The organism is Psychrobacter sp. CoH-33_TS_01 (genome assembly GCF_058189395.1).
The window spans coordinates 60418-85452 of the sequence record NZ_JBVGQI010000002.1; the positions used below are offsets into that span (position 1 = coordinate 60418).

Here is a 25035-nt window from a genome sequence, read left to right on the forward strand (position 1 = left end):
ATTTAAAGGGCTTCCTTTTTCAAGGGCTCTCAACGGTTACTGTATTTACTCCACACTCCCTAAGCCCTGTCTCTCCATAATTCGAAACACTGACCTAAACATCCTATCCAATAATAGCGCTGACTCTCTGAGCTGTGCTATAAATCTCTGCTAATCACTCTGTGCTCGATGAGACTAAAATTCACGATAATCGTCTTAATACTATCAAGTTACTAAGCCTCTGGAAAAACGAGGATAAACATGACTTGCAGGCGAAAAAATGCTATAATCCGGTATCAAAAATTTATGTTTTTTGCGGTGAAATTACCCTGCCAAATTGAGAGAAAATTCTTAGCGTAATAGCTGGAATGATAGTTAAGCTAATGATGGCAACTGACGCCAACTAAATTGAACGGCAGTGCCAGTCACGTGGCTGCGGCGCTGATTTTAATGGCGCTCATTAACGCCCCTCAATGTTAGGTAGAGTCGCAAGTTATCGTTAACTTGGCGGCCGCATTGAAACATCGATATCAAAATATAGATGTCTGCTGACATCCTCCTTAATAAAGGAAATCTCATGAGTGAGCAACAGTCCCCAATTGATGCCGAAATTTTGTCCGAAACTGAGCTTGAGCAGCTGCCTGAAGGCTACAGCTCCAAAAACATCCGAGTATTGCGTGGTCTAGAAGCCGTTCGCGTACGTCCTGGTATGTATATCGGCGACACCGATGACGGGACTGGCCTGCACCACATGGTCTTTGAAGTCGTGGATAACTCCATTGATGAAGCCTTGGCCGGTCACTGTGACCAAATCGATATTATCATCCACGAAGATGAGTCGGTCAGTGTCATGGATAACGGCCGTGGTATCCCGGTCGATATCCACCCTGAGGAAGGTGTCTCTGCCGCTCAGGTGATCATGACCGTCCTGCATGCTGGCGGTAAGTTTGATGACAACAGCTATAAAGTCTCAGGCGGCTTGCACGGCGTTGGGGTATCGGTAGTAAACGCACTGTCTAAAAAGCTCGAGATGAACATCTGGCGTGAAGGCTATCACTATCAACAGCGCTATACCGATGGGGTGCCAGACAGCGATGTGCAGCAGTTAGAGGCCACCGAAAAGACCGGTACCCAAATTCGCTTTTACCCCAGCACCGATATCTTTACCGGCACCATCTTTGATTATGACATCCTAGCCAAACGCTTACGTGAACTGTCATTTTTGAACTCAGGGGTGCGTATTGTCTTGACCGATGAGCGTATTGATAAGCGCCATGAGTTTGAGCATAAAGGCGGGCTGTCTGAATTTGTCGCTTATATCAATGCCGGCAAAGACTCGTTAAACGAAGTCTTTCACTTCGTCAGTGAGCAAGATGACGGCATTACGGTCGAGGCCGCTTTGCAGTGGACCGACACTTATAACGAAAAAGTATTGTGCTTTACCAATAACATCCCGCAAAAAGACGGGGGCGCGCATTTATCAGGCTTTCGCTCAGCACTAACCCGCTGCTTAAACAGCTATATGGACGCTGAAAAGCTGATGAAAAAAGAGAAGGTCAACACTACCGGTGATGACGCGCGTGAAGGCCTGACCGCTATTGTCTCGGTCAAAGTACCGGATCCAAAATTCTCCAGTCAGACCAAAGATAAGCTGGTCTCTAGCGAAGTAAAACCGGCTGTTGAGTCGGCCATGCACGATAAATTTAACGATTATCTGCTAGAGAACCCAAGCTCAGCGAAATCTATCGCCGGTAAAATTATCGATGCCGCGCGTGCCCGTGATGCCGCTCGTAAAGCCCGTGAAATGACCCGTCGTAAGACCACTTTAGATATCGCTGGCCTGCCAGGCAAGTTGGCGGATTGCCAAGAAAAAGACCCCGCTTTATCAGAACTTTATATTGTGGAGGGTGACTCTGCAGGTGGTTCAGCAAAGCAAGGTCGTAGCCGTAAGACCCAAGCTATCCTACCGCTAAAAGGTAAAATCCTAAACGTTGAGCGCGCACGCTTTGACAAGATGTTGTCTTCGGTCGAAGTGGGCACGCTGATCACCGCGCTAGGCTGTGGTATTGGCCCAGATGAGTACAACCCCGATAAAGTTCGCTATCATAAAATCATCATCATGACCGATGCCGACGTCGATGGCTCACACATTCGTACGCTACTATTGACGTTTTTCTTCCGTCAAACCCCTGAGCTGATTGAGCGCGGTTATATTTATATCGCTCAGCCACCGCTATACAAGGTGAAAAAAGGCCGTCAAGAGCTGTATCTTAAAGATGATGAAGCTTTAAAAGCCTATCTATTATCGTCAACGATTGATGATACTAAGCTGCATATTAATGAAGACGCCCCAGCGATTACCGGTCAAGCGTTAGAAGGGTTATTAAACGATTATAACCAGACGCAATTGGTTAAAGCCCGTTTGCAGATTCGTTATCCTGCGGTATTGCTTGATGCGCTAACCTATACGCCTAAGCTCACTACCGATATGACGTATGATTACGAGGCTATGCAGGCTTGGAGCAAGACGCTGCAAACCCAACTTGAGCGTTTTGGCAGCACCTTGCGTCCAGAAATCGAGCTGGATAATATCCATGCGCGTGCAGAGAAAGAAGCGGCATTGCAGGGTGACTCACAAGAAGACTTGGTGATAGAAGACGGGGAAGCCGCTTTAGCTAATGAGACTGTGACTACTGCCGAGGTACCAGCTAGTAAACCGCAGTGGTTACCACGTGTGACCATCTATGTGCATCAACTCGCGCAGCATTATCTCCTTGATGCGAGCTTTATCAACTCGGGTGAGTACAGCCGCTTATTACGTCTGTCTGCCAATTGGAATACGCTGTTAGAAGAGACTGCCTTTATTCGCCGCGGTGACAAAGACACGCTATTACGCGACTTTGATCATTTATGGCAGCAAGTGATGTTGGATGCCCGCCGTGGTCTATCCGTACAGCGCTACAAAGGTTTGGGCGAGATGAACGCGGATCAGCTATGGGACACGACTATGGATCCGGAGCATCGCCGTATGCTGCGCGTCACTATCGAAGATGCCATCGCCGCCGACCATCTGTTTACTTGTTTGATGGGGGATAATGTCGAACCGCGTCGTGCCTTTATCGAAGAGAACGCACTGACTGTATCTAACCTCGATATCTAGCAGTGGTTTCAATAATATTGACACCTAAAAACACCGTCTTATAAATTAAGATGGTGTTTTTGTTTCACGTGAAACCTTATTTATAGCCATTATAAACAGATAGCGAATGAGTGATAGTTGCATGATAGAAGTGATATTTTTAGCCATTGCTTTGGCGATGGATGCGTTTGCGGTATCGATAGGGTTGGGTGCGAAACTAGGGGCTACACAGACTCGCTATACCTTGAGGTTGGCCGTATTAGCGGCGTTATATTTTGGTATTGCTCAGGGCGTGATGCCGTTAATTGGCTATCTGCTTGGAGCCGTGATGCTCGGTTGGCTGGCTTCAGCAGCGCCGTGGATTGGCGCTATTATCCTAGTAAGCTTAGGCGCAAAAATGCTCTATGAAGCGCTAAAATCGGAAGATCGCGACGAGCTCATCGACCATGCCGCTGAAGAAAATAACTCTAGCCCTAGCGAGATAGTCAGTCAGCGAGTCATGCTGTCATTAGCGATTGCGACCAGTATTGATGCGATGGCCGCCGGTTTTACCCTAAATCTACTCCCTGTGAATGCCTGGTTAGCCTGTCTAATTATCGCCGTGGTGACGGCTGGATTTGGCTTCTTTGGGGTCTATCTAGGTCGCCAGTCGGGGACTTGGTTAGAGGAGAAAGCGGAGATATTGGGTGGGCTTGTGCTGATTGCTATCGGGATTAAGATGGTGCTGTAACAACGGAAGCACAAGGGTCATAAAGCGTTTGTTTAAATGTAAAAAGGCCACCTGTGCGAACGTAGGTGGCTTTTTTTATGGGCAATACACAGCGTTATATACCTTAGCTAGGCGACTCGCTAAACAAGGGTCGCGATAAGGTTAAATCACTACTGCTTGAGCGCAAAACGCCACGCTAGGATACGGGTCATCTTTTGCCCATGTTTCATATTCAAAACGGTCACTTTACGCGCGCCTATTCTTTCCGCCTGTTCAATCAATGGCTTTAAGTTTTCAGACTTGGAGATAAGGGTGGTAAACCAACCGACTTGGCCGGCGTACTTTTTGCTCTCTTTAATCATCTTGGTGATAAAAGCCACTTCACCACCTTTGGTCCACAGCTCTGACTGCTGGCCGCCAAAGTTTAGGTTGTTTTTAGGAGCAGGGGCTACCGCTTGACCACGGCGCAACCGGTTTTTCGCCAGTTTGGTTTCTTTCAGCGCATTGGCTTCCATGGCTTCGTCAAGAGAGGCGTGGAAAGGGGGATTGCAAACCGTCAAATCAAAGTAATCTTCAGGACCGATGATGCCGGCAAAGATGGATTTTGGGTCTTCTTGGAGTTTGATTTTAATTAGGTTTTTAAGGTTAGGGTTGGCTTGGCAAATAGCCTTGGCCGTATTAACTGAGACCGGATCAATATCGGTCCCAGTAAAGCGCCAGCCATAACTTTGTGAGCCAATAATAGGATAAATACAGCTCGCGCCTACACCAATATCGAGAACATGCACACGCTGACCGGATGCCGGCACGTCATTGCTATTCAAGGCTGGATTATCTTTCAATAAATCGGCTACTTGATGGATATAGTCGGCACGGCCAGGGATAGGTGGACACAAATAGCCTTCAGGCAACTCCCAAAGCTTGACCCCATAATGATGCGCAAGTAGCGCTTTGTTTAGCGTCATCACTGATTTGGCATCTGAGAAATTGACCGTAGGCTCACCATTAGGATTGGTAATGGTATATTTCGCCAACTCTGGAAAAGCTTTGGTTAAGACTTCAAAGTCATAGCGGCCTTGATGCGGATTGCGCGGGTGCAAGGTCGAGGCGGGTGGCGTCGCTGCAGGCTTGGCTTTGGCCGCATGGGCTTCCGCTGAATAAGCACGCGATTGTGGCTTTCTGCTAGTCTGGTTACTAGGCTTCGTGTTGGGTTTGCCCGTTGGTTTATCAGCAGCACCTGAGCTATTTGGCTTATCGCTATAGGCTTTTTTTGCAGCAGGTTTTTTATGCTCTGTTCTAGAGGCGGGCTTTGGCTTATCTTGCGGTGTCGTCGTCATGAGCGGATATCTTTCAATAGGGGAAATAATGCTAGCAGTGTAGCAGATTTCGACCCATTCAAGCGTAGGGAGTTGTGCTTATCTGCTCAACGACCCTTATAGGATAAGCTTGCACTTAGGTAGGGGGGCTACTATATTGAAGAGAGTTAAAAATTACATGATTTACGCGATTAAGAATAAAGATAAAGCCGTTAAAGGCAATCACCCTCTATAAATCAATAACAAGGATGCCCTTATGAGCATAGATAATAATACTGACTACTCACGACTAACTTATGATACCCAAGGTTATGTTTGCCTTATCGGACTCAATCGAGCGGATAAACGCAATGCTTTTGACAGCCATATGATTGCGCAATTGTCTGAGGCATTGACCCGTTATGACAATGATAGCGAGCTGCGCTGTGCTGTAATCTTTGCTCATGGCGAGCATTTCACTGCTGGTCTCGACTTAATGGAGTTGCAAGACAAGTTGGATAAAGATGTGTTTGAATTCGCTGATGACCAAATCGACCCATGGGGTATCAGTGGTAAACTACGTAGCAAGCCTATTGTAGTTGCCGTACAAGGGACTTGCTTTACTGCGGGTATCGAGTTGATGCTCAACAGCGATGTGGTGATTGCCAGTGACGACTGTAACTTTGCACAAATGGAAGTACAGCGTGGCATTATGCCGTTCGGTGGCGCAACCGTAAGGTTTGTAGCGGCTGCGGGCTGGCAAAAAGCCATGCCTTATCTCCTAACGGGCAAGCCGTTCGATGCTGCGACTGCGGATAGGTTAAACCTGGTGAGTGAAGTAGTGGCAAAAGGTGAGCAATTTAATCGAGCCTTAGAGTTGGCGCAAGAGATTAGCCAAGCGGCACCATTAGGGGTGCAAGCGCTGTTATCTTCGGCGCAAGATGCGAGTCGTAATGGAGCAGCAGCGGCGGCTATAGCAAACATTCATAGCTTTTTGCCACCGTTGTTTCACTCTGAAGATGCTAAAGAAGGGGTTATGGCTATGGTTGAGCGGCGCGCTGCTGAGTTTAAAGGGCGTTAAAGCAATACGTTAGGTTTTGAGTCACTATTTATTTTAAAATAGAGCGACTATACCCATTGTCATACAGGGCAATCATTACTGTGTTAGATATCATTAATATTACTGCCCCTATTTTTATTATCATCGCTCTTGGCTACTTATGTGTACGCTTTAAAGCCATTGATCCTAAGCATGCTAAAGGTATGGGCAGTCTAGTTTTGAATATTGCGTTGCCAGCGCTCATGTTCAACGCTATCGCTGGCACCCCTTTTGACGAGGTTGTACTGCCGCATTATCTAATGACCTACGCTTTAGGGTCAGTCATGGCTTTTATAGTCGGTATCGTGCTGACCAAAGTAATCTGGCGACAAGATAACGTCTCCGCAGCTTTGAACTCTGCGGCGTTATCATTCTCTAACAGCGCCTTTATTGGCTACGCGGTCATCTCTATGGTGATTGGGTCCAGCAAGGCTGCCGCTTATTTATCTATGAACGTTATCATAGAAAGTCTTTTGATCCTGCCGATGCTGTTTGTCATGGCTGAGATGACCGCTTCCTCCGATAAATCTCTAGCAAGCGTGCTATTGGGTATTGGCAAAAACCTCACCCGTAACCCGCTGATTATTGCCATCGTGGTCAGTGTGATTTTTTCCATATTCAGCATCCCTGTACCACAAGTCGTCGCTCAAACCACACAGATTCTCACCGGTGCTGCTGCCCCGTTAGCCTTATTTGTTATCGGTATGAGCCTATATGGGCTAGAGCTAAAAGGCGATTTACCAAAAATCACTACTGTGGGCTTAGGTAAGCTGATGCTGCATCCGCTACTGGTATTGCTGGCCATCACCTTGATAGGTGGTGGCTCTGAGCAGGATAAATATGTCGCTATGCTATTTGCCTCAGCGCCCGTGTTTTCTACTATTGCCATTATCGGTCAGCACTATGGCTTGGTAAATCGTATGTCGGCTATTGTAATAATTTCTACAATTGGTTCGTTTTTTAGTATGAGTGCGGTGCTTATTTACTGGAAAATGACGGTTGGTTTTTAGGTTGGAAGGGTAAAGAATATGAGCGTGTCTTGCTATCGGTAAAGAGATTAGCTAAGTGCCATCTTTGGATATTCAGGCATTATTGTCTCAGTTTAATTTATGAGTTGCGATGGGGCACTGGCTATGGCGAGTATTTATAGCTTTTTGCACTAGTAAATAGTTAATATAGCTCAAAATAATTTTGTCCGGAACAGAATATATGGAAAATATCATAGTTAGAGAGGGTGGATTAGACACTGAACCACAAGTGAGCAAGGATGAATGGAAGCAAATATTACTAGATGAAGACTTCATGTCTAATAACTATAAGTTCGCGCTGAGTGCTTTCTTCTTAGAGCCTGACCATAAAGCAACTTGTAAGTATCTATCTGAAAAATACCATGTATCCCCTTCTTCATTAAATGGTCTTATCACTCAATTCAGTGCTAGAGTTCAGGGAAAACTAAATAGATTCAAGATTGTAAAAGAAGATGGAGCACCAAATTGGTGGCCGATTACTATGACGGGCAGACGATTGCCAGGCGGTCTGTTTGAATGGAAACTACGTCAAGAACTAGTTGATGCCATGTTGGAGCTAGACTATATAGCTTCTAATGCTATTAATATTACCAACTTGAATGATTTAGTTAAGTTAATAAATATTGATTTAAGGGAGTTTATTAACACCTTTAGAAAAACGAGAAAGGTGTTATCTGACAAAGAGCGAGCGACTTCTACTGGCATTCTGTTTAAGGTTAATGACGATCAGGCAGACTGGGCTATAAACGAAGGCGGACATAATGAGATTCAATATCACCTATCCTTAAAAAATAATCAGATAGAATACGGACTTGGTTTTAACACCCAATATGTACCGCACAGTAATGAAAAAAACTCACTTGAACTGATTAAACCATTTATAAATGCGTTCTTATCCTTGCAGGATAGTGAGGAAGTCAAAACCCTTAAAGATAGAGGGTTTGAGGTAGATTTAACGACTTTGAAAAATATGAGAGACGGTCAATATATCTTATTTGGTCGAGGGGTTTCGATAGTTGATGATAAGTTGTCATTAATCGATTACTACAGCATAGTAAACGATTTAAAAGGTGACTTATTTAATGCCTATAAAAAGGTGTTTGAAACCACCAACAAACTTCGCTTTATTAAAGAAGAGACATCTCAAATGATAGTGCAAAACCCATTGGTGAAAGAGATTTGTGAGCTGCTTGAGACTAATAAGAATATCATTCTCACAGGAGCACCGGGTACCGGAAAGACGTATCTTGCTAAAGAGGTAGTGAAAGCGTTTGATGCAGCGTCGGAGTTTGTCCAGTTTCATCCCTCATATGACTACACAGACTTTGTCGAAGGCTTGAGACCTACGCAAAATGACAAAGGTATGGTCGGTTTTGAGCTGAGAGACGGTATATTTAAAGCGTTCTGTAAAGAAGCAGTGAAGTATCAGAAGAATCAAAAGCTTAGTAATTTTGATGAGGTTTACCAAAGATTTATCGATGAGGTATCAGAGACTGGGTTGGAACTTGTAACCCCACACCATAAAAGACCTTTTCAAGTTAGGGCTAATTCTAAAGATAACGTTATAGCGACACCAGACACTGAAAAACAAACACCAATGACGGTGACCAAAAATGTTATTCAAACCTATTTTGAAACGGGTAAAGTTGTTGACTGGAAACCCTATCTAATTCCTATTTGCGAATATATTAGAGCCAATGATGGCTTGGATCTATCTTCAATAACCAATCAGGATAAGAAATTCGTTATCATTTTGGATGAAATTAACCGTGCCGAAGTGTCTAAAGTTTTAGGTGAGTTATTTTATTCTATTGATCCAGGATATCGAGGCGAAACAGGCAGAGTAAAAACTCAATATGCCAATTTGCAAACGGAAGGTGACGTCTTCAAAAGTGGCTTTTACGTGCCTGACAATGTCTATATCATCGGCACAATGAACGATATTGACCGTAGCGTAGAGTCATTTGATTTTGCGATGAGGCGACGTTTTGCTTGGAAAGAGATTAAGGCGGCAGATAGGCTTTCCATGTGGGATGGTGTTATCGACCCTTGGATAGACGAGTCAACTCAGCGCCTGCAAGCTCTTAATATAGCGATTGAATCTATTGAAGGTTTAAATTCGGCCTATCATGTTGGGCCAGCTTATTTTTTAAAGCTTACCAATTATGAGGGCGACTTTGAAGCGCTTTGGCAGCACCATTTGCAGTCGTTACTGTTTGAATATGTGCGTGGCTATCCTAACGCTGATCAACAGCTCACTATTATGAAAACTGCTTACGATAGGGCTGCTTTAGATGATAGTAACGACGGATAACAGTACGCTAGTATTATCATCAGAAGAGCTGCAACGAAGTAAAGCTAACCTAGCGCTCATTGCTAACACTAGTATTAAAGCATTGGTTGAAAAGAACCCTAATCTATTGATTTTTCCTGAAAATTTCAAGGTTCATAATGATGATATCGAGAATGAGTGTATCTTTGAATTAACGGACAAAGCCTTATTAACTAACAATATTATGGGCTTTATCGGTATCAACGACACTCAGCTCAAGATTCAGTCACGATTTGCTCAGTCGACGGACGAGGACTACTTTCTACATTATATGCTGCAAAAAGTGTTCTGTATCAACTTATTCGACTTAAAACACAGTCAAAAAAAAGCGTCCTTATTTGATTTTTTGCTGTATCTCTTTCCTTATTTTCTAAAAAAAGCGCTCTCGCAAGGTCTGTATAAGGAATACCATAAACAGAGCTATAACAACGCTAATATCAAAGGCACCATTGATATCAATAGTCACATTAAAAGGAATTTGCCTTTCAGGGGCAATGTTGCCTATAGCATGCGTGAGCATAGCTATGATAATCGTGTCATTCAGCTTATACGCCACACCATCGAGTTTATAAGACAAAAAGAGACAGTTAGAAATATCTTGCAAATAGATAGTGATACGCAAAAATCAGTATCGCTTATCATGCAGCATACTCCTTCTTACCACGCGCGAGATAGGTATGCTGTCATCAACGATAATTTAAAGCCTTTCGCTCATCCTTACTTTTTTGAATATGCCAACTTACAGAATATCTGTCTGCAGATTCTTCGATATGAAGGTCTTAAATATGCTGATAATGATAATAAGGCTCACGGTATATTATTCGATGGGGCATGGTTGTGGGAGGAGTATCTCAATACTTTGCTTAAAAAAATCGGCTTTTTACATCCGCAGAATAACCTCTCTAAGGGTGGCATAAAAGTATTTGCTAAAAAAATAACGGGCAATAATATTTCACGATATCCTGACTTTGTCAGAGATAGTGAGGCAGATAGAGAAAGGGTTATTCTAGATGCTAAGTATAAACGGATGCACAATAACAGTATTGATAGGAACGACCTGAACCAAATTATTTCTTATCTTTACCTTTATAAGGCCAGTATAGGAGGATTTATTGCTCCTTCAATTGCAGGGAGTTTGAGTCTGGATATGGGTATATTGAATGGGTATGGCGGTCATATCTTTAAGTTTAAGCTGGGCATTCCTCAGAGCGTGACAGACTACCCCAACTTTGTCACAGCTATCGAGACCAATGAAGATAGATTACTTCAAGCGATTGAGAGCCGATGTGCAGCAGATTATATGGCTATGTAAACGCTCTTCACGAGCGCAGAAAAAACTAACGCCCCCCTACGAGACCTCCTACAACACGCCAAAACCTCCCATTACCAATAAGACAAAACTAACTTTTAAGAGCACTTTTATGCTGTACAACTTTGATGAAATAATCGACCGTCGTAATACCGGATCGCTGAAATGGCACTACACCGATGATACCATTGCGCTTTGGGTGGCGGATATGGACTTTAGGGCAGCACAGCCTATCGTTAATACCATTGAACGGGTGGTGCAGCATGGCGTATTGGGCTATACCAAACCCACTGCGGCTTTATATCAGGCGATTATTGCTTGGCATGAAAGTCGTTATGGTCTGGCACTGGATAAAGCGAACATTCTGTTTTCTCATGGTGTAGTTCCCAGTTTGGCGCTGATGCTCAGAGTCTTTACTGAAGTAGGAGACGCCGTACTGGTCAATGATCCTATCTATGCGCCTTTTATGACTAAGGTTCGAGATAATGGTCGACAGCTTATTCTCTCGCCATTAAAAGAAGTTGCAGGACGCTATCAGCTGGATTTAGCGGATATTGAAGCCAAGATAGTGGCGCACGATGTGAAGCTTTTTTTGTTCTGTAATCCGCATAATCCGGGTGGACGCGTTTGGACAGTGGCTGAGCTGGAGGCCTTGCTAGAGCTCTGCAAAAAGTATGATGTGGCAATCGTTAGCGATGAGATTCATCAAGATTTGACCCTGAGCGGTCACGAGTTTGTGCCCTTTTTACGCCTAGCAACGGGCTATGAGCATAAGGTAGCGAGCATCACTTCCATGACTAAGACCTTTAATGTGGCAGGCGTTAAAGGCTCGATGATTTTCGCTAAAGATAAGATGTTAATTCAACAAATGGGCTATGAGCAGCGCTTAAGCGACGAGCATGATTTAAATTTATTTGCTTATGAGGTGATGCGTAGCGCTTATGAGGATGGCGAGGAGTGGTTGGCGCAGGCGCTAACTTACATCGAGGCCAATATTGACTTGGCGTGTGATTATTTAGCGCAGCATTTGCCCGATATTAAAGTCATGCGACCAGAGGCCTCGTATCTAATTTGGCTCGACTGCTCAGCGTATGGTCAGAACGATCAAACGCTTTATGACCAACTTCGCGCCGCTAAAGTTGAGCTGAGCGCGGGCAGTCAGTATGGGGAGGAGGGGCATCTTAAAATGCGCTTAAACGTAGCGTCTCCTAGAGCGGTGCTGCTTGAAGGGTTAAACCGTATGCGTTTGGCGTTGCAAGCTTAGCCCTACCAGCCTAGTTGGCTTGTTAGCTACAGCGCCGGATAACCCGTGATATCCTGAATACTCTGATATAAGGGCTGCAAGCGGTCATACATTTTAAGATAAACCTCATTATATAGGCGTTTGTAGAGTTGGACATTGGGAGGGATGGGCAAGAACTCATCACCCAAATGGGTCATGGCTTGCGAAGCTGCTAGGTGGTCAGGATAGATGCCGAGTCCGACTGCGCAGTTAATCGCCGCCCCTAAGCCAGCAGCTTCAAAAGTATGCGGACGGTAAGCCGGCATGCCAAAGATATCGGCAGTGAGCTGCATGGCCGAGTCACTTTGGGATCCACCACCAGACACGCGCAAGTGTTTGATGGGTTTGCGAGTGCGTTTCTCAATCTTATCAAAGCCCAGCTTAAGCTCGTAGGCGAGCCCCTCTAAGATAGCGCGGTAGACGTGCGCCCGCGTGTGCACATCGCCAAACCCGATAAGTGCGCCTTTACCTTCAAGCCCAGGGTGACGCACGCCCGGCGACCAATACGGTTGCATCATTAGTCCCATACAACCTGCCGGAATGTCTTTAACCGCTTGATCGAGCAGCTTTTCAGTATCGATACCTTGGGTCTTGGCGAGCTGCTCTTCGTAATGGGCAAACTGCTCTTTAAACCAACTGACCATCCAAAAGCCCCGATAAATCATATACTCATGATTGTAGTATTGCGGTGCGGCGGCGGTATAAGACGGCATGTGTTTGAGGACTTCGATATAGTCTTTTGACGTGGTATTAATAGTGGCGGTGGTGCCAAAGCTTAAACAAGCGGTGTCGTCTGCCAAACCGGCTGCGCCCAAAGATTCGCAAGCCTTATCGCTAGCGGCGGCTATCATCGGCGTGCCTTCAAGGATACCCGTAGCGGCAGCAGCCTGAGCCGTAATACTGCCGAGTTGTTGACCTGGTGGGATAATTTTTGGCATCTGCTCGAGGCGGCAACTGAATAAACGCCATTTGATATTATTAGGTTTAAACCAATCCTGTGCTTTATAGTCATAAGGCAAATAGCCCAGCACATGTCCTGTGGAATCAACCAACTGATCGGTAAGCTTTAGCGTAAGATATACCGATAAATTTATATAATGAGCCGTTTTTCCCCAAATCTCAGGCTCGTGATGGGCCAACCAATTACAGCGTGATTTACGTTGGGCTTCTTGCACCACTTCGCCCAAACCTGCCACTTTCGCTAGTGGCCCTAACATCCCTAAATCATTTAGCTCGCCTTGACGCAAGTCCATCCAGACAATAGCGGGACGCAGCGGCTGCTTATTTTTATCCAAACAAATCATGGTATAGCGTTGGGTTGCTAGACTGACACCGGCAATTTGCGCAGGGGTAATGTCGCAGGTTTGCCATAATTGCTGGCAAGCTTCGGCTAATTTTTGCCAATAATAATCCGCATGTTGCTCAGCAAAGCTGGCTTGCGTAGAGAAGTAGGGCTCGATAGGGACGCGAGCTTTGGCAATCTCAGTACCAAATTGGTCAAAGATTAGCGCTCTGACGCTTTGGGTGCCATTATCGATGGCCAACAGATAAATAGGCTCTGCATTATTATTCGTTATAGTAGTTGTGGTCATATCAGTCCTTTACCCTATTGATCCTGTAAACCAGTAGTCCGTTAGGCACTCAATCCTTTGAGCGTTATAGTTGTACCATAGTGTTGAGGCTAAGTTTTAGCCGGCAGTATTTTTAAATCTAACCGTCACTTTTAGCGTTCATTGCGCCGACCCTTAAGCCGCCGGTAAATGATAATACTGCTGCCATAAGGCTTGATAGCGCTGCACTTCCTGTTGCCACTTATTTTCTGTCCAACCGAGCTCTTGCTGACAGATTTTTTTCAGCCTAGCGCTAATCTCTGGGGTCATCGCACCGTTGGGTAAAATTAGACCTAAGCGAGTGCGGCGCAACAGCAAGTCGTCCAAATGGATAACCTGCTCATAGTGCGCGGCAAAGCGAATCTCTGCCCAAACCGTATTGCTGTCGGCTACATAAGTTAAATCTTCATCACGCGCAAGCTCAAGTAAGGTATCGATTTGCCGCCCATAGAAGCCTTGCAAGCGCTCCCGTAATGGCTGTGGCAATTGGGCAAACTTTGGATTCGTGGGTGGCGGATTACTAAAAACTCGGTCGGAAGAGGGCTCATTAACTCTTGGGTTATCAGCGCTAGGATTATCAACGTCAGGTTTAAGCGCCAATACTTTTTGGCAAATCTTCAGTACATCTAAAGCGATAAGTCGAAAGGTGGTGAGTTTACCGCCACTGACGGTGACTAAGTTATTGTCCAACCACACGCTGTGGTCACGCTTCTCTTTACTAGGATTGATGCGCTTGCCGTCACCGCCCTCTGAAATCAACGGTCGCACGCCCGCCCAAGAGCTAATTACATCGTCGCGGGTCAGCTCCACATTTTCAAACAAATCGTTGGCCGCGACCAATAGATAGTCTAGCTCCGCGCTGGTAATACCCACCTCGCTATCGTCTAAAGGCGGATGGTCTAAGTCCGTAGTGCCAATGACTGAGCGCGTCTCCCACGGGAAGACGAATAAGGCTCTTTTATCGACCGGGTGCAACAGTGTATAAGCCTGCTGAATAGGCAATCGCTCTTGGCTAATCACCAAATGACTGCCACGCGAAGGCCGAATTTTTTTAGCGAAAGCTTGCTCAGTTTTTTGGCTAGCCTGCATCCGTAAGGTATCTGCCCAAGCGCCCGTAGCATTCACCACCACTTTGGCGTGAACTTTATAGCTAGCGGTGTTTTGTGGATCATGGCTACTATTAAAGGCGGTGTCCGAGCTCGTATCCGTCAGGTTGGCACCTGTAACCAGACCCTGCTCATCAGTAATTAATGATGCTGCCTTAAGATAATTAATAGCGCAGGCCCCTTCGTGCACCGCCTCATCCAATACCCGCATCACTAGGCGCGAATCATCGGTGACCGCATCACTAAATTGACTGGCACCCAAGAATTTATCCTGCTTAATACCGCGGTCTAAATTTAAAAAAGCGTCTTTTTTATAGTATTTAAAGTAGCGTTTGCCGGCGAGTTTATCGTAGACCCGAAGTAGGTTATTAAATATCCAAGGCGGCGGAAATTTGCCTTTATAATGCGGCATGATGTAATGCATCTCATTGACCAAACCGCTCGCCTCATTCAGCATCCGTTCACGCTCGCGCACACTATTTAAAGTGGTCTTTACATCACCCGAGGCAATGTAACGCAGGCCACCATGCACCATTTTGCTCGAGCGACTTGAGGTACCCCAAGCAAAGTCTTTTTGCTCGATTAATAAGACTGATAGGCCACGGCGTACGGCTTCGCGCGCAATCCCAGCCCCGGTAATACCGCCACCGATAATGAGCATATCCCAAAGTTTATCGTGGGATAGGGGGGCTAAAGCTTGCTCACGTTGTTGGGTCTGGTTCATAAACGACTCATTTTCAGCCACCTAAAGGTGGTGCTCTAACGAGCATACGGTAGTAGGGGTGGTAGTTACGGTTAATCTGCTAGCAAGGCTCCTGGGTTCATGCGCTGCTCAGGGTCTAAGCTCTTGAGCATATCTTTGGTGACTTGCAGCCCCAGCTCGCCCTTTTCTGCAGCAAGGTATGGAGCGTGATCACGACCCACGCCATGTTGATGCGAGATCGTAGCGGTGCCATTAGCCACACTCAAACTGGCGGCGTGTTTAATTTTTTGCCAACGGGCGAGGGTACTGGCGTGGTCTTTGCCGGCTCTAAAGAAGTAGGTGGTATAGAGACTAGCGCCTTGCTTATACACGTGGGAGATGTGGGTAAAGGCCATGACCTCCTCGCCTTCATCCGCCAGCGAAGTGCGTACCGCCTTTTGCATTTGTTGCATCTGCTGGTCGATGTGGGTCCAATTGGTCGCGGTCTCAAAGGTATCGACCATGATGCCTTTTTCCCACAAAGTACCGCGCAGATAAGGAAATTTAAAGCGGCCATGCGCCCATATTTTGCCCATCAAGTCAGCCAGTTTGCCACTCACGCCACCGTGCTGCGCTAACAGCTGTTTAAACTGAGCCAGCGCCAACTGATTTTGTGCTTTATCACCACTGACGCCGTAAGTGAGCATCACTTTTTGTGAGTCTAAGCCGCGGGTTTTTAGATAAGTGCTAATGGCTAAAAACTGACTGGGGCTCGTGCCCAAGTGTAGGTGTGCCTCGGTTTCATCGGCATTACTCAGCCGCAGCATCGAGAGGCGAATGTCTTTTTGTACCGCTTGTTTTAGCACCGCTTTACCGGCTGCCCAATTGGGCAAAAATACCACTTTGAATATTTCTTCTTCCGGCTGCGGCTGTACGCGCATTTTGACTTCGGTAAAGATACCCGCACGACCTTCAGTACCCATCACCATCTCACGCAGATCCGGGCCTGCCGAGGATGCGGGCAGGTCTGCAATAGTGAGCACCCCTTGCGGTGTAACCAAAGTACCCCCGGCAAACATCTGCTCGATACGCCCGTAGCCCAAAGACTGCTGACCACTAGAGCGCGCCGCTATCCAGCCCCCCAGGGTCGACAGCTCCCAAGACTGGGGATAATGCCCCAACCGATAGCCATGCTCAGCCAATTGTGCCTCGACAGCAGGACCTTGCGCGCCGGCGCCAAAGGTGGCAATTTGACTGTCTTTATCCAAGTCCATCAGCTCATCCAACTGACTCATCGCTACCGTCAATACCGGGCGCAAAACCTTAGGCGGATTGATATGCCCAGCCACAGAAGTGCCACCACCAAAAGGAATCACGATCAGGTCGTGCTCGCGGGCCAATTGCAATAAGGTCTCGACATCGCTGGTCGATTTTGGCATGGCAACGCCATCAGGGAATACCCCAAAGTCGCCACTGTGCATGGCTATCCAATCCGGAAAACTTTGACCACGCGCGTGTCTGAGTCTGGTTTCATTATCGACGGACACCATCTCAAGGTCGGTCACAGCGGCAGGCAAGCGCGATTCGGGGACAGTTTTTAGCACCTTTTGTAGGCTAACAGAAGACAGTTTTTTAGTTTTGCCAATATGGGATTTGATTAATCTAGCCCCGTGTAACGATACTTTTTTATTCACATTGACATTGCCCCAGCCATTCCAGCGGGTCTGCTCTATGGGGGTATTGCTGGTGGCACTGCTGTCTATACTGAGGTTTTTAGTCGGCTTAGTAAGCACCGTAGCAGAGATATTTTGCGTGGTATTACGAATAAGGGCGTTAATTTTGCTCATAGGGCATAACCTGTCGATTTATTATAAGTATAGTTTGGATAATAAAAGGGTCGCTCGCGTGCTGTTAGACGGACTCATAAGCCTACTGCTGACTAGGCGCTATACCCAATATAGCGCATCTCACGCCAACAATATAGCGCAGCCAGCACCTGACTCTACCCGTCTGCTAGTCCTGCTCTAATAAAGGCTTTGTGCCCAACGGGAAGTCTGCTTTTGTAAGCAGAAGTACTACGCTAACTGTATAATATACAATACTATTTGTTTTTAGATAGCGCAATATAGAAAACTGTTTTTTATATCAGCCATATTTATAAGAGTAAATCGCTGACATTCGTTTATTCAGTCAAATTATTAATCCTCTCAATAAAACACAATCTCCATCCACACGTAGAAACTTGTTAAAATACCCCCCTAACTCTGCCTCTTATGTAAAACTCTTCTTATTACTGACCTTTTTTGATGGAACTGAAGCCATGACTACCCCAACGCCCGCTGCAAGCTCTACACCAGAAATCAAACAAGACCGCATCCTTATCATCGATTATGGCTCGCAATACAGCCAATTAATCGCACGCCGTGTGCGTGAAGCCGGTGTGTTCTGTGAGATGTATCCCTACGATATCGATACCGCGCGTATTGAAGCGTTTGGCGCAAAGGGTGTCATCCTGTCGGGTGGTCCTGAAAGTGTGCATGACGAAAATGGCCCGAAAATCAATCAAGCCTTATTTGATTTAGAAGTGCCTATCCTCGGCATCTGCTACGGCATGCAAGCGATGGCCGATCACTTCGGCGGCAAAGTACACGCCAGTGACGTGCATGAATTTGGCGCAGCCACTATTGAAGTGACCGGCAGCTGCCAATTACTGGATGGGGTGGAAGACAGCAAAGATGGCAACAGTCGCCTAAACGTCTGGATGAGCCATGGTGATAAAGTCATCGAAGCGCCTGCAGGCTTTGAAGTGGTCGCCAGCACGCCAAGCTGTCCTATCGCCGTCATGGTCAATGAAGAGAAAAAATACTACGGTCTACAGTTCCACCCAGAGGTGACGCATACCCTACAAGGTCAAGTGTTGCTATCACGCTTTGTCCATCAAGTGTGTGGCTGTAGCGGCGATTGGACCCCAGACAACATCATCGATATGCGTGTCGCTCAGCTAAAAGAGCAAATCGGTGACAAGCAAGTATTGCTAGGCCTATCTGGCGGTGTCGACAGCTCGGTCGTGGCGGCTATTTTGCATAAAGCGATTGGCGATCAGCTAACTTGTGTGTTTGTGGACAATGGCTTGTTGCGTCTGCACGAAGGCGACCAGGTGATGCAAGTATTCGCGGAAAACATGGGGGTCAAAGTCATCCGTGTCGATGCCGAAGAGCGCTTCTTAACCGCACTAGCGGGCGAATCTGATCCTGAGAAAAAACGTAAAATCATCGGTAAAACTTTCATTGACGTCTTCGCTGATGCGGCGCGTGATGTCAGCGCAAATAGCGATGGCAAGCCGGTAGAATTCTTGGCGCAAGGCACTATTTATCCTGACGTCATCGAGTCAGCCAAATCGCATCAAGGCAAAGCCCACGTGATTAAGAGTCACCATAACGTTGGCGGTTTGCCAGATGATTTGGCCTTTGCTTTGGTCGAGCCGCTACGTGACTTATTCAAAGATGAAGTGCGTAAATTGGGCATCACTTTAGGTTTACCCGCGAAGATGATCAACCGTCATCCGTTCCCAGGACCAGGTCTGGGTGTGCGTATCTTGGGCGAAGTGAAAAAAGAGTACGCCGATATCCTACGTCAAGCCGATGCTATCTTTATGCAGGAGCTTGAGCGTTCGGGTTGGTATGAAAAAACCGCGCAAGCCTTTGCGGTATTCCAACCGATTAAGTCAGTCGGTGTGGTGGGTGATGGCCGTCGTTATGCTTGGGTTATCGCGCTACGTGCAGTTGAGACCGTAGACTTTATGACCGCGCGTTTTGCGCATCTGCCGTTTGATTTGATTGAGACGGTATCGAACCGCATCATGAACGAAATCGCTGAAGTCTCGCGTGTGACTTATGATGTGTCGAGCAAGCCGCCGGCTACTATTGAGTGGGAATAAGGGCTAGGTTTTAGCTTAGTCTTTTAGGCGCTGGATGATAAGAAAGGCACTCCTGTTTTGGGGTGCCTTTTTTTGTGTGGGAATGCTGTTATCATAATTTAAATATTTGATAAAAATAAATTTATACCAATGACTATCTATATGAGTTGTAGACTTCGTGGTACCTGATGAGAGAGTATTATTATGGATAGAGGGTTTCAGCAAGGAGTACAATTTTCAGCAATGGAAATGGCTAATAAAATGCAACAGCAACTTGAACAGGCATCTTCAGTCCACTCTCTAAATAATATACTGAAAAGAGTAAAAGGTTTAAATTTAGAGGGAAATTTAGCGGGCTTGATAAGCACTGAGGATACGTTAAAAAAGTATCTTCAGTCATCTCCGTATAATAGTCTTTTAGACAATGCTACCAACAGCGTAATGCAACAGCTATCCAACATAATTACAGAGAATAACGCAGTTTTTAAAGATACTGCGACTGCTCTTTCTCTAACAAGAGCTTTTGAGACCGCACTTTCTTCTTACAAAGCATCGACGCAGATTATATCGCCTGCAGGATTTTCTAATGAGAACCAGATAAGTGAGCTTGGTAGCATTGTGGCTAATGCTACAGAAGCTTTGTCTGGGTTAAAGAGTTTTTCTCTTAACGAGATTCTAGCAACTGATCTAACTACAAGTGATATAGAGGAACTGTCCGAAAGCTCACTAGCCGAAATTGATGCTGAGTTAAGTGATGAAATAAAGTCAGGAAAAGATTTTGGTTCGTATTCAGAGAAAGCTAAGAAGATTTTATATTTCTTTTGTACAGCCATCTTGTTACAGTACTTTATTGGTATAGCTAGCAGCATGAGCGTTAATTATATTCAGCAGTTTCAAGAAGTATCAAAAAATTTAGAAACTTCTAGAGAGGTAAAGTCTTTAATTAGATCAGATTCTTCAGTAGTTGACCTACAAGCACTAAAAGGTCATCGAGTTACAACAGTAAATAATTTGAACTTTCGTGATAATTTCGGCATGAATTCAACGATAATAGATACTCTACCTATTGGCACCGTAGTAAGAGTGATAGATAAGTCTAATAAATCTTGGCTAATGGTAGAAGTAAAAATTGATGGCGAATTTGAACAAGGTTGGGTTTTAAGACGCTATACGACATATTTTAAGTAAATTAAGGCTAGGTATAATGGTTTTATAGGTTATCTTACAGTTAATAATGAACGCAAATGAACGCAAATGAACGCAAATGAACGCAAATGAACGCAAAAAAGGCACCCAATAAGGATGCCTTTTTCTATGGAAAATACTGAGTTCTAGTCTATTAAGGCTTCAACAAAACCTTACCCTGTTTACCAGACTGAACCTTACCATCCACCGCTTTAACCACATCAGCCAAATCAAAGACCGCCTCAACCGGTAGTTTTAATTGTCCAGCGACGGCTCTCTCAATCAGCTCATTAACTAGACGCTGTTTATTAGCGACCGGCATCTCTTGGCTAATTTTACTGCCCCAAAATCCTTTGAGAATGGCTTGTTTAAAGATCATATCGGTAGGATTAAGCTGCATCGGTTTGCCAGACATCGCGCCAAAGGTAGCAAAAGTACCGCCATGACCTAGCAGTGATAATAAGTCACCACTCGACTCGCCGCCGACAGAATCTACCGCCGCGCTGATTGGCTCATCGCCTACCAATTTACGCACTTGATCCTTCCAGTCCTCATCCGACGTATTGATATTATTTTTGATATCCAAGGCAGTCAGCTCTTTTAGCGACTCGGCACTGCGCACCAAATTAATAGTCTTGATACCGCGCGCTGCCGCTAGCATCGCGAGAGATTTACCCACCGCACCATTGGCAGCGTTATGGATAACCCATTGACCAGGTTGTAGATTGAGGAATTCAATTAGCATCAAAGCACTGAGCGGCATGGCGATTAATTGCGCGGCCATCTCATCTTCTAAACTGTCTGGTACCGGAAAGACCATACTGGCGGTAGCGGTAAAATACTCCGCCCAAGTGCCTTGCACACTGGCACAGACCACCCGTTGACCCACTTTTAAGTCTGTCACCTTATCGCCTACCGCATCGATGATGCCCACGGCTTCACTACCACCTATCGCCGGCATCTTGGGCTTAAAGCCGTATTTACCAGCCACGGTCAATAAGTCATGGTTATGGATGGAGGCCAAGATGGTTTTGATGCGGACTTCATTGGCTTTGGGTGCGGGGGTAGGGCGGTCGCCTAAGCTTAGGACTTCAGTAGGTTTGCCAAAATGGTCATAGGTTGCGCTGCGCATAATTATTCCTTGGTTTAATAGTTATAAGTTAGTAGTTATAAATTATTGATAGTGCTAAATAAATATTAGTGATTATTCAACAGTTATTTAACATCAATCCAAGATAACAATTTGCCATCCGCGCTGGCAACGTGACTTTGGTTACCCGCTGTTATGACTTGTCTTTTTAGCTTTCGCTTCAGTATTTCCAGCAGATTTTTAGTCAGTATTTTAAGTGGCTTGTTAGTTAAGGATGGTTAGCTAAGGGTTGTTTGGCGCAAGCACTTGATAATGATCATCCACCATCTGTGTGAGTAATGGGTCACCCTGATCATTTACCCGAAATAGTCCGTATTCGGCAGCTTCATAGTCCTTGGCGTGACCTTCTTGGAAGAAGAACGCGTTGGTGGCGAATTTTATCTGGCCATTGCGAACGCGGTAATGCAGCGCTATTTCACCTTTGGGTAAGGGCTGAGCGTCTGCGCTATCGGCCAAGCGGACGAACTGTCCTACGCCATGGGCATCTTTGGCGACGATGACTTTACCCTCAGTATTATCCAAATAAAGGCTGTCAGATTGTGCGCCTAAAGCGGTACGGATGTCATTTTCTAAGGCAAAGCTCAGCGTCATATAGTCGCCTTGCATAAAGCCACGCGGATCGACCGGAGCCAGCTCTAATAACACGGTCTCGCCAGTAGCCAAGTGCTGCTCGTATTTATAAATAGACAAGCTTATGGCGACCAATACCATTACTAAACCTAGCAGCGCTACCGCTAGCTTTAACATCCGGTTTTCTGTTTTAGGCGTAGGGGCAGGGCGACCGCCGGGCAGTCGCACCGCTCGAGGGCGTGTGCCTGCGCTACTATAGAATTTGACATGGGCCGGTTGGATATCGTCAGTCATGAGCGCTCCTCCGAGTTGAGTCGATTGGGCAGATTAATCTCAGCCTTGCTAGGCGTACTGTCTGCGGCCAAGACTTTATGGATGAGTAGCCAGCGTAGCAATAGCAGGCCGATAGCCACGGCAAGCATGGAAGCTGACTTGAGCAGTAGGCTGGTATCGAGTTGATAGTAGTACCAAAATATATAGCTGACCAAAGCGATAATGCCCAACACCAGCAGCACGCGCTTGCTGTTGGCCATAGCAATGACGATGACCAAACTAGCAGCGAGTAGGCCGGAAACGTAGACGGAAATAATGCCAAGGACAATAATGGCGCAGGCAGCTATTAGTCCTGCTGATGAGGTCAATTTAATACGATAGCGCGCTAGGATAAGGTAAGCGGCGTATAGGCTAGCGAGGACCAACAATCCCTGCGCTAACGGGTAATGGTAGCTAAAGCTCGTATCGTAATCGATGATGTCGGGGGAGTATTCTGCCGCGATAACATACACGGAGATGACCAGCAGCATGAACGCACTGGCATAAGTAACGGCGCGGCTAAGCTCGGTGACAAAGGGTCGCCATTTACGAGAGACACCACTGAGCATGGCATAACGATGTAGCCCCAATGCTGCAGTGATTAGTGCTAATAAGCCTGCCGTAACTTCGGGCGCATGGTAATAGGTTAATAAAAATACTAAGCAGCCTAACGCCACGAAACTATTAAGCAATCGATGTAAAAAATTTGGCATGAGCAGGGCTAAAACGGCCTGCATTAGCAAAATTATTCCAACGATGCCAGGCTCTGTTAGCTCTAAATCCAATAAGGCGGCTACGAAAAATCCTTGCCCAGCGATACTGCTAGCAAAAGCAAGGCTGGTCAGAAAGGTATTGCCACGGCGGCGACTGGCAAGCAATAAGGCAAACCCTGCGGCTATTAATAAGCTGCCGACGATAAATTGGGTACTGCTATCGCGTAGCGCGGAGGACAGCAATAGCACGAAAAAACCGATTAATAATAGGCCGGATAATAAGCCACTGACGCCCAAGAATATTTGCAGATACCACGGGGTGTCGTCATGGTTATCGGCTATGGAGCTATCTGCACTCAAGGTTTGCGGGATAAGTCCAATCTTCTGCAGTTCGCGGACAGTTTCGGTATGTTGGGTGGTCATAATACTCTCCGCGGCGTAGTGATTTTTGCTAATTGGGCAGCGCGGCGCAACCAAACGACCGCGGCGGAGCTAAGTCCTAACAGCAGCAGTGCCAAAATCAGCAGGCTACCGGCATTCCAATCCGTCAGGAGGGTCTCGCTTAGCCAAACCATAATCACGATAATGGCGGAGCCGCATAGATAAGTGAGCATTAAGACGTCAATCTGACGCTTATAAAACCGCCACCACATAAATACGGCCCAAAGTGCCCAAAGCCCGAGACTCATTAGCAAAATAGTCCTATTATCCATTAGCGATGAATACAGGACGGCCAATCGGGTCATAAAAAAGGCGCTGACTAAACCAACGAGATAGGTGCTCCAATGTTGCTGGATTGCCGTACTAGACGGTGCGCCTGAGCTTGGGTGGGTATAGGCTCTATTGGCCAATGGGTTATTGGCATTAGCTTTATGCCCCATAAAACCTAACCATAAAATCAGCGCTATAAAGTTCACGATAGACAGCACGGCTAAATAGACAAAACTTTGATAAAAGTAATCGACACCAAAGAAAGTGGTGACCGCGGTATAAAGCATGATACTGGCATTGATTAACCCGAACCATAACAGCCAAAGGGCGGGCAGGCGTGCAATGAGTACCCATGGGATGATTAATAACGCCCAATTAGCAAACAGCTGCCAAGTGTCGGCGCCCGTTTGATAGACCTGTCCAAATAGCGCTAAGAGGCTGCCAGTAATAATACTAGCGACCAACAATAGCAGCTGTTGTACCAGCTTATGTTTACGTTGATAAGCCAGTCCCGCATAGCCGAGTATGGTGAGGACTAACGCCCCTTCGACCAAAGCGAATTTGCCCAACTTGCCCATATTCAGCCAGTTATAGGCGATAAAAAATACTATCGCTAATGCTAAAGCGACCAGTCCGATAATGAGCAGCGCCTTATCAAAAAAGGCCAGCCAACTGTGTTTGCTAGGATAGACTTTGAGATGATGTGCTGCGGCCCCAGCCTGCTCGGGTGGCAGTATATTTTGGGCGATAAGAGTATCGATGGTACGCCGGGCTTGGGTCATGGTCGCCTCTATAAATGCGGATGGTTTTATTATTGCTTTTTAAAGGGAACGTGCCGCATAAGCTAAATAACTAACTGATTAATATAAGAAGATAGTACGCGTAAGCAATCGTAAAGCAAACATTAA

At 46.0% G+C, this 25035-nt stretch carries 17 protein-coding genes; 9 read left to right on the forward strand and 8 right to left on the reverse strand.

All coding sequences use genetic code 11. The annotated features are described in order from the left end of the window. Window positions 1-556 precede the first annotated feature (556 nt). Entirely contained in the window at window positions 557-3139 is a 2583-nt protein-coding gene (gene gyrB / locus ACZ2XM_RS03400) for a DNA topoisomerase (ATP-hydrolyzing) subunit B (protein WP_490586990.1), read from the forward strand. A gap of 121 nt (window positions 3140-3260) precedes the next feature. Then, window positions 3261-3848 (forward strand): manganese efflux pump MntP, encoded by a 588-nt coding sequence (locus ACZ2XM_RS03405; protein ID WP_490587436.1) that lies wholly within the window; start codon window positions 3261-3263, stop codon window positions 3846-3848. A 149-nt stretch (window positions 3849-3997) separates the two neighbouring features. Here ACZ2XM_RS03405 and rlmF read toward each other — a convergent pair whose 3' ends face one another. Beyond that, window positions 3998-5164, reverse strand: coding sequence for a 23S rRNA (adenine(1618)-N(6))-methyltransferase RlmF (gene rlmF, locus ACZ2XM_RS03410; protein WP_490586991.1), 1167 nt, complete (start codon window positions 5162-5164; stop codon window positions 3998-4000). Between the two features lie 235 nt (window positions 5165-5399). Between rlmF and ACZ2XM_RS03415 the strand changes: the two genes are divergently transcribed. From ACZ2XM_RS03415 to ACZ2XM_RS03435, 5 genes are all read left to right on the forward strand, one after another. Then, complete coding sequence (locus tag ACZ2XM_RS03415) at window positions 5400-6203, forward strand: crotonase/enoyl-CoA hydratase family protein (protein WP_490586992.1); 804 nt, start codon at window positions 5400-5402, stop codon at window positions 6201-6203. Between the two features lie 80 nt (window positions 6204-6283). Next, on the forward strand, window positions 6284-7231 hold the full coding sequence (locus tag ACZ2XM_RS03420; protein WP_490586993.1) for an AEC family transporter: 948 nt from the start codon (window positions 6284-6286) through the stop codon (window positions 7229-7231). Between the two features lie 199 nt (window positions 7232-7430). After that, the gene (locus tag ACZ2XM_RS03425; RefSeq protein ID WP_490586994.1) at window positions 7431-9563 is read left to right on the forward strand and encodes an McrB family protein; all 2133 of its coding nucleotides are present in this window, start codon (window positions 7431-7433) and stop codon (window positions 9561-9563) included. After that, window positions 9544-10893, forward strand: coding sequence for an McrC family protein (locus tag ACZ2XM_RS03430; protein WP_490586995.1), 1350 nt, complete (start codon window positions 9544-9546; stop codon window positions 10891-10893). Before ACZ2XM_RS03425 ends, ACZ2XM_RS03430 begins: the two co-directional genes overlap by 20 nt. Window positions 10894-11002: 109 nt before the next feature. Further along, window positions 11003-12154: a MalY/PatB family protein gene (locus ACZ2XM_RS03435; RefSeq protein WP_490586996.1), complete on the forward strand. Its 1152-nt coding sequence runs from the start codon at window positions 11003-11005 to the stop codon at window positions 12152-12154. Between the two features lie 26 nt (window positions 12155-12180). Here the strand turns inward: ACZ2XM_RS03435 and ACZ2XM_RS03440 are convergent, their stop codons facing one another. The 3 genes from ACZ2XM_RS03440 to ACZ2XM_RS03450 all read right to left on the reverse strand — a co-directional run bounded on the left by ACZ2XM_RS03440 (window position 12181) and on the right by ACZ2XM_RS03450 (window position 17417). Beyond that, entirely contained in the window at window positions 12181-13764 is a 1584-nt protein-coding gene (locus ACZ2XM_RS03440) for an FGGY-family carbohydrate kinase (RefSeq protein WP_490586997.1), read from the reverse strand. Window positions 13765-13917: 153 nt separating this feature from the next. Beyond that, window positions 13918-15612, reverse strand: coding sequence for a glycerol-3-phosphate dehydrogenase/oxidase (locus tag ACZ2XM_RS03445; protein ID WP_490586998.1), 1695 nt, complete (start codon window positions 15610-15612; stop codon window positions 13918-13920). A gap of 71 nt (window positions 15613-15683) precedes the next feature. Continuing rightward, complete coding sequence (locus ACZ2XM_RS03450; RefSeq protein WP_490586999.1) at window positions 15684-17417, reverse strand: FAD-binding oxidoreductase; 1734 nt, start codon at window positions 17415-17417, stop codon at window positions 15684-15686. A 473-nt stretch (window positions 17418-17890) separates the two neighbouring features. On the opposite strand from ACZ2XM_RS03450, the gene guaA reads away from it, so the two are divergent. Beyond that, complete coding sequence (guaA, locus tag ACZ2XM_RS03455) at window positions 17891-19507, forward strand: glutamine-hydrolyzing GMP synthase (protein WP_490587000.1); 1617 nt, start codon at window positions 17891-17893, stop codon at window positions 19505-19507. A gap of 222 nt (window positions 19508-19729) precedes the next feature. After that, a complete protein-coding gene (locus ACZ2XM_RS03460) occupies window positions 19730-20674 on the forward strand; it encodes an SH3 domain-containing protein (RefSeq protein WP_490587001.1) in 945 nt (314 codons plus the stop codon). A 151-nt stretch (window positions 20675-20825) separates the two neighbouring features. Here ACZ2XM_RS03460 and ACZ2XM_RS03465 read toward each other — a convergent pair whose 3' ends face one another. The 4 genes from ACZ2XM_RS03465 to ACZ2XM_RS03480 all read right to left on the reverse strand — a co-directional run bounded on the left by ACZ2XM_RS03465 (window position 20826) and on the right by ACZ2XM_RS03480 (window position 24909). Next, the gene (locus ACZ2XM_RS03465; RefSeq protein ID WP_490587002.1) at window positions 20826-21803 is read right to left on the reverse strand and encodes a zinc-binding dehydrogenase; all 978 of its coding nucleotides are present in this window, start codon (window positions 21801-21803) and stop codon (window positions 20826-20828) included. 240 nt (window positions 21804-22043) lie between these two features. After that, window positions 22044-22685 carry a GDYXXLXY domain-containing protein gene (locus ACZ2XM_RS03470; RefSeq protein WP_490587003.1) on the reverse strand — a complete coding sequence of 214 codons (642 nt, stop codon included), beginning with the start codon at window positions 22683-22685 and terminating at the stop codon, window positions 22044-22046. Beyond that, entirely contained in the window at window positions 22682-23839 is a 1158-nt protein-coding gene (locus tag ACZ2XM_RS03475; RefSeq protein WP_490587004.1) for a DUF4401 domain-containing protein, read from the reverse strand. The genes ACZ2XM_RS03470 and ACZ2XM_RS03475 overlap by 4 nt, the downstream gene beginning before the upstream one ends. Beyond that, window positions 23836-24909, reverse strand: a complete 1074-nt coding sequence (locus ACZ2XM_RS03480) for a DUF2157 domain-containing protein (protein WP_490587005.1) — start codon at window positions 24907-24909, stop codon at window positions 23836-23838. The genes ACZ2XM_RS03475 and ACZ2XM_RS03480 overlap by 4 nt, the downstream gene beginning before the upstream one ends. Window positions 24910-25035: the final 126 nt, after the last annotated feature.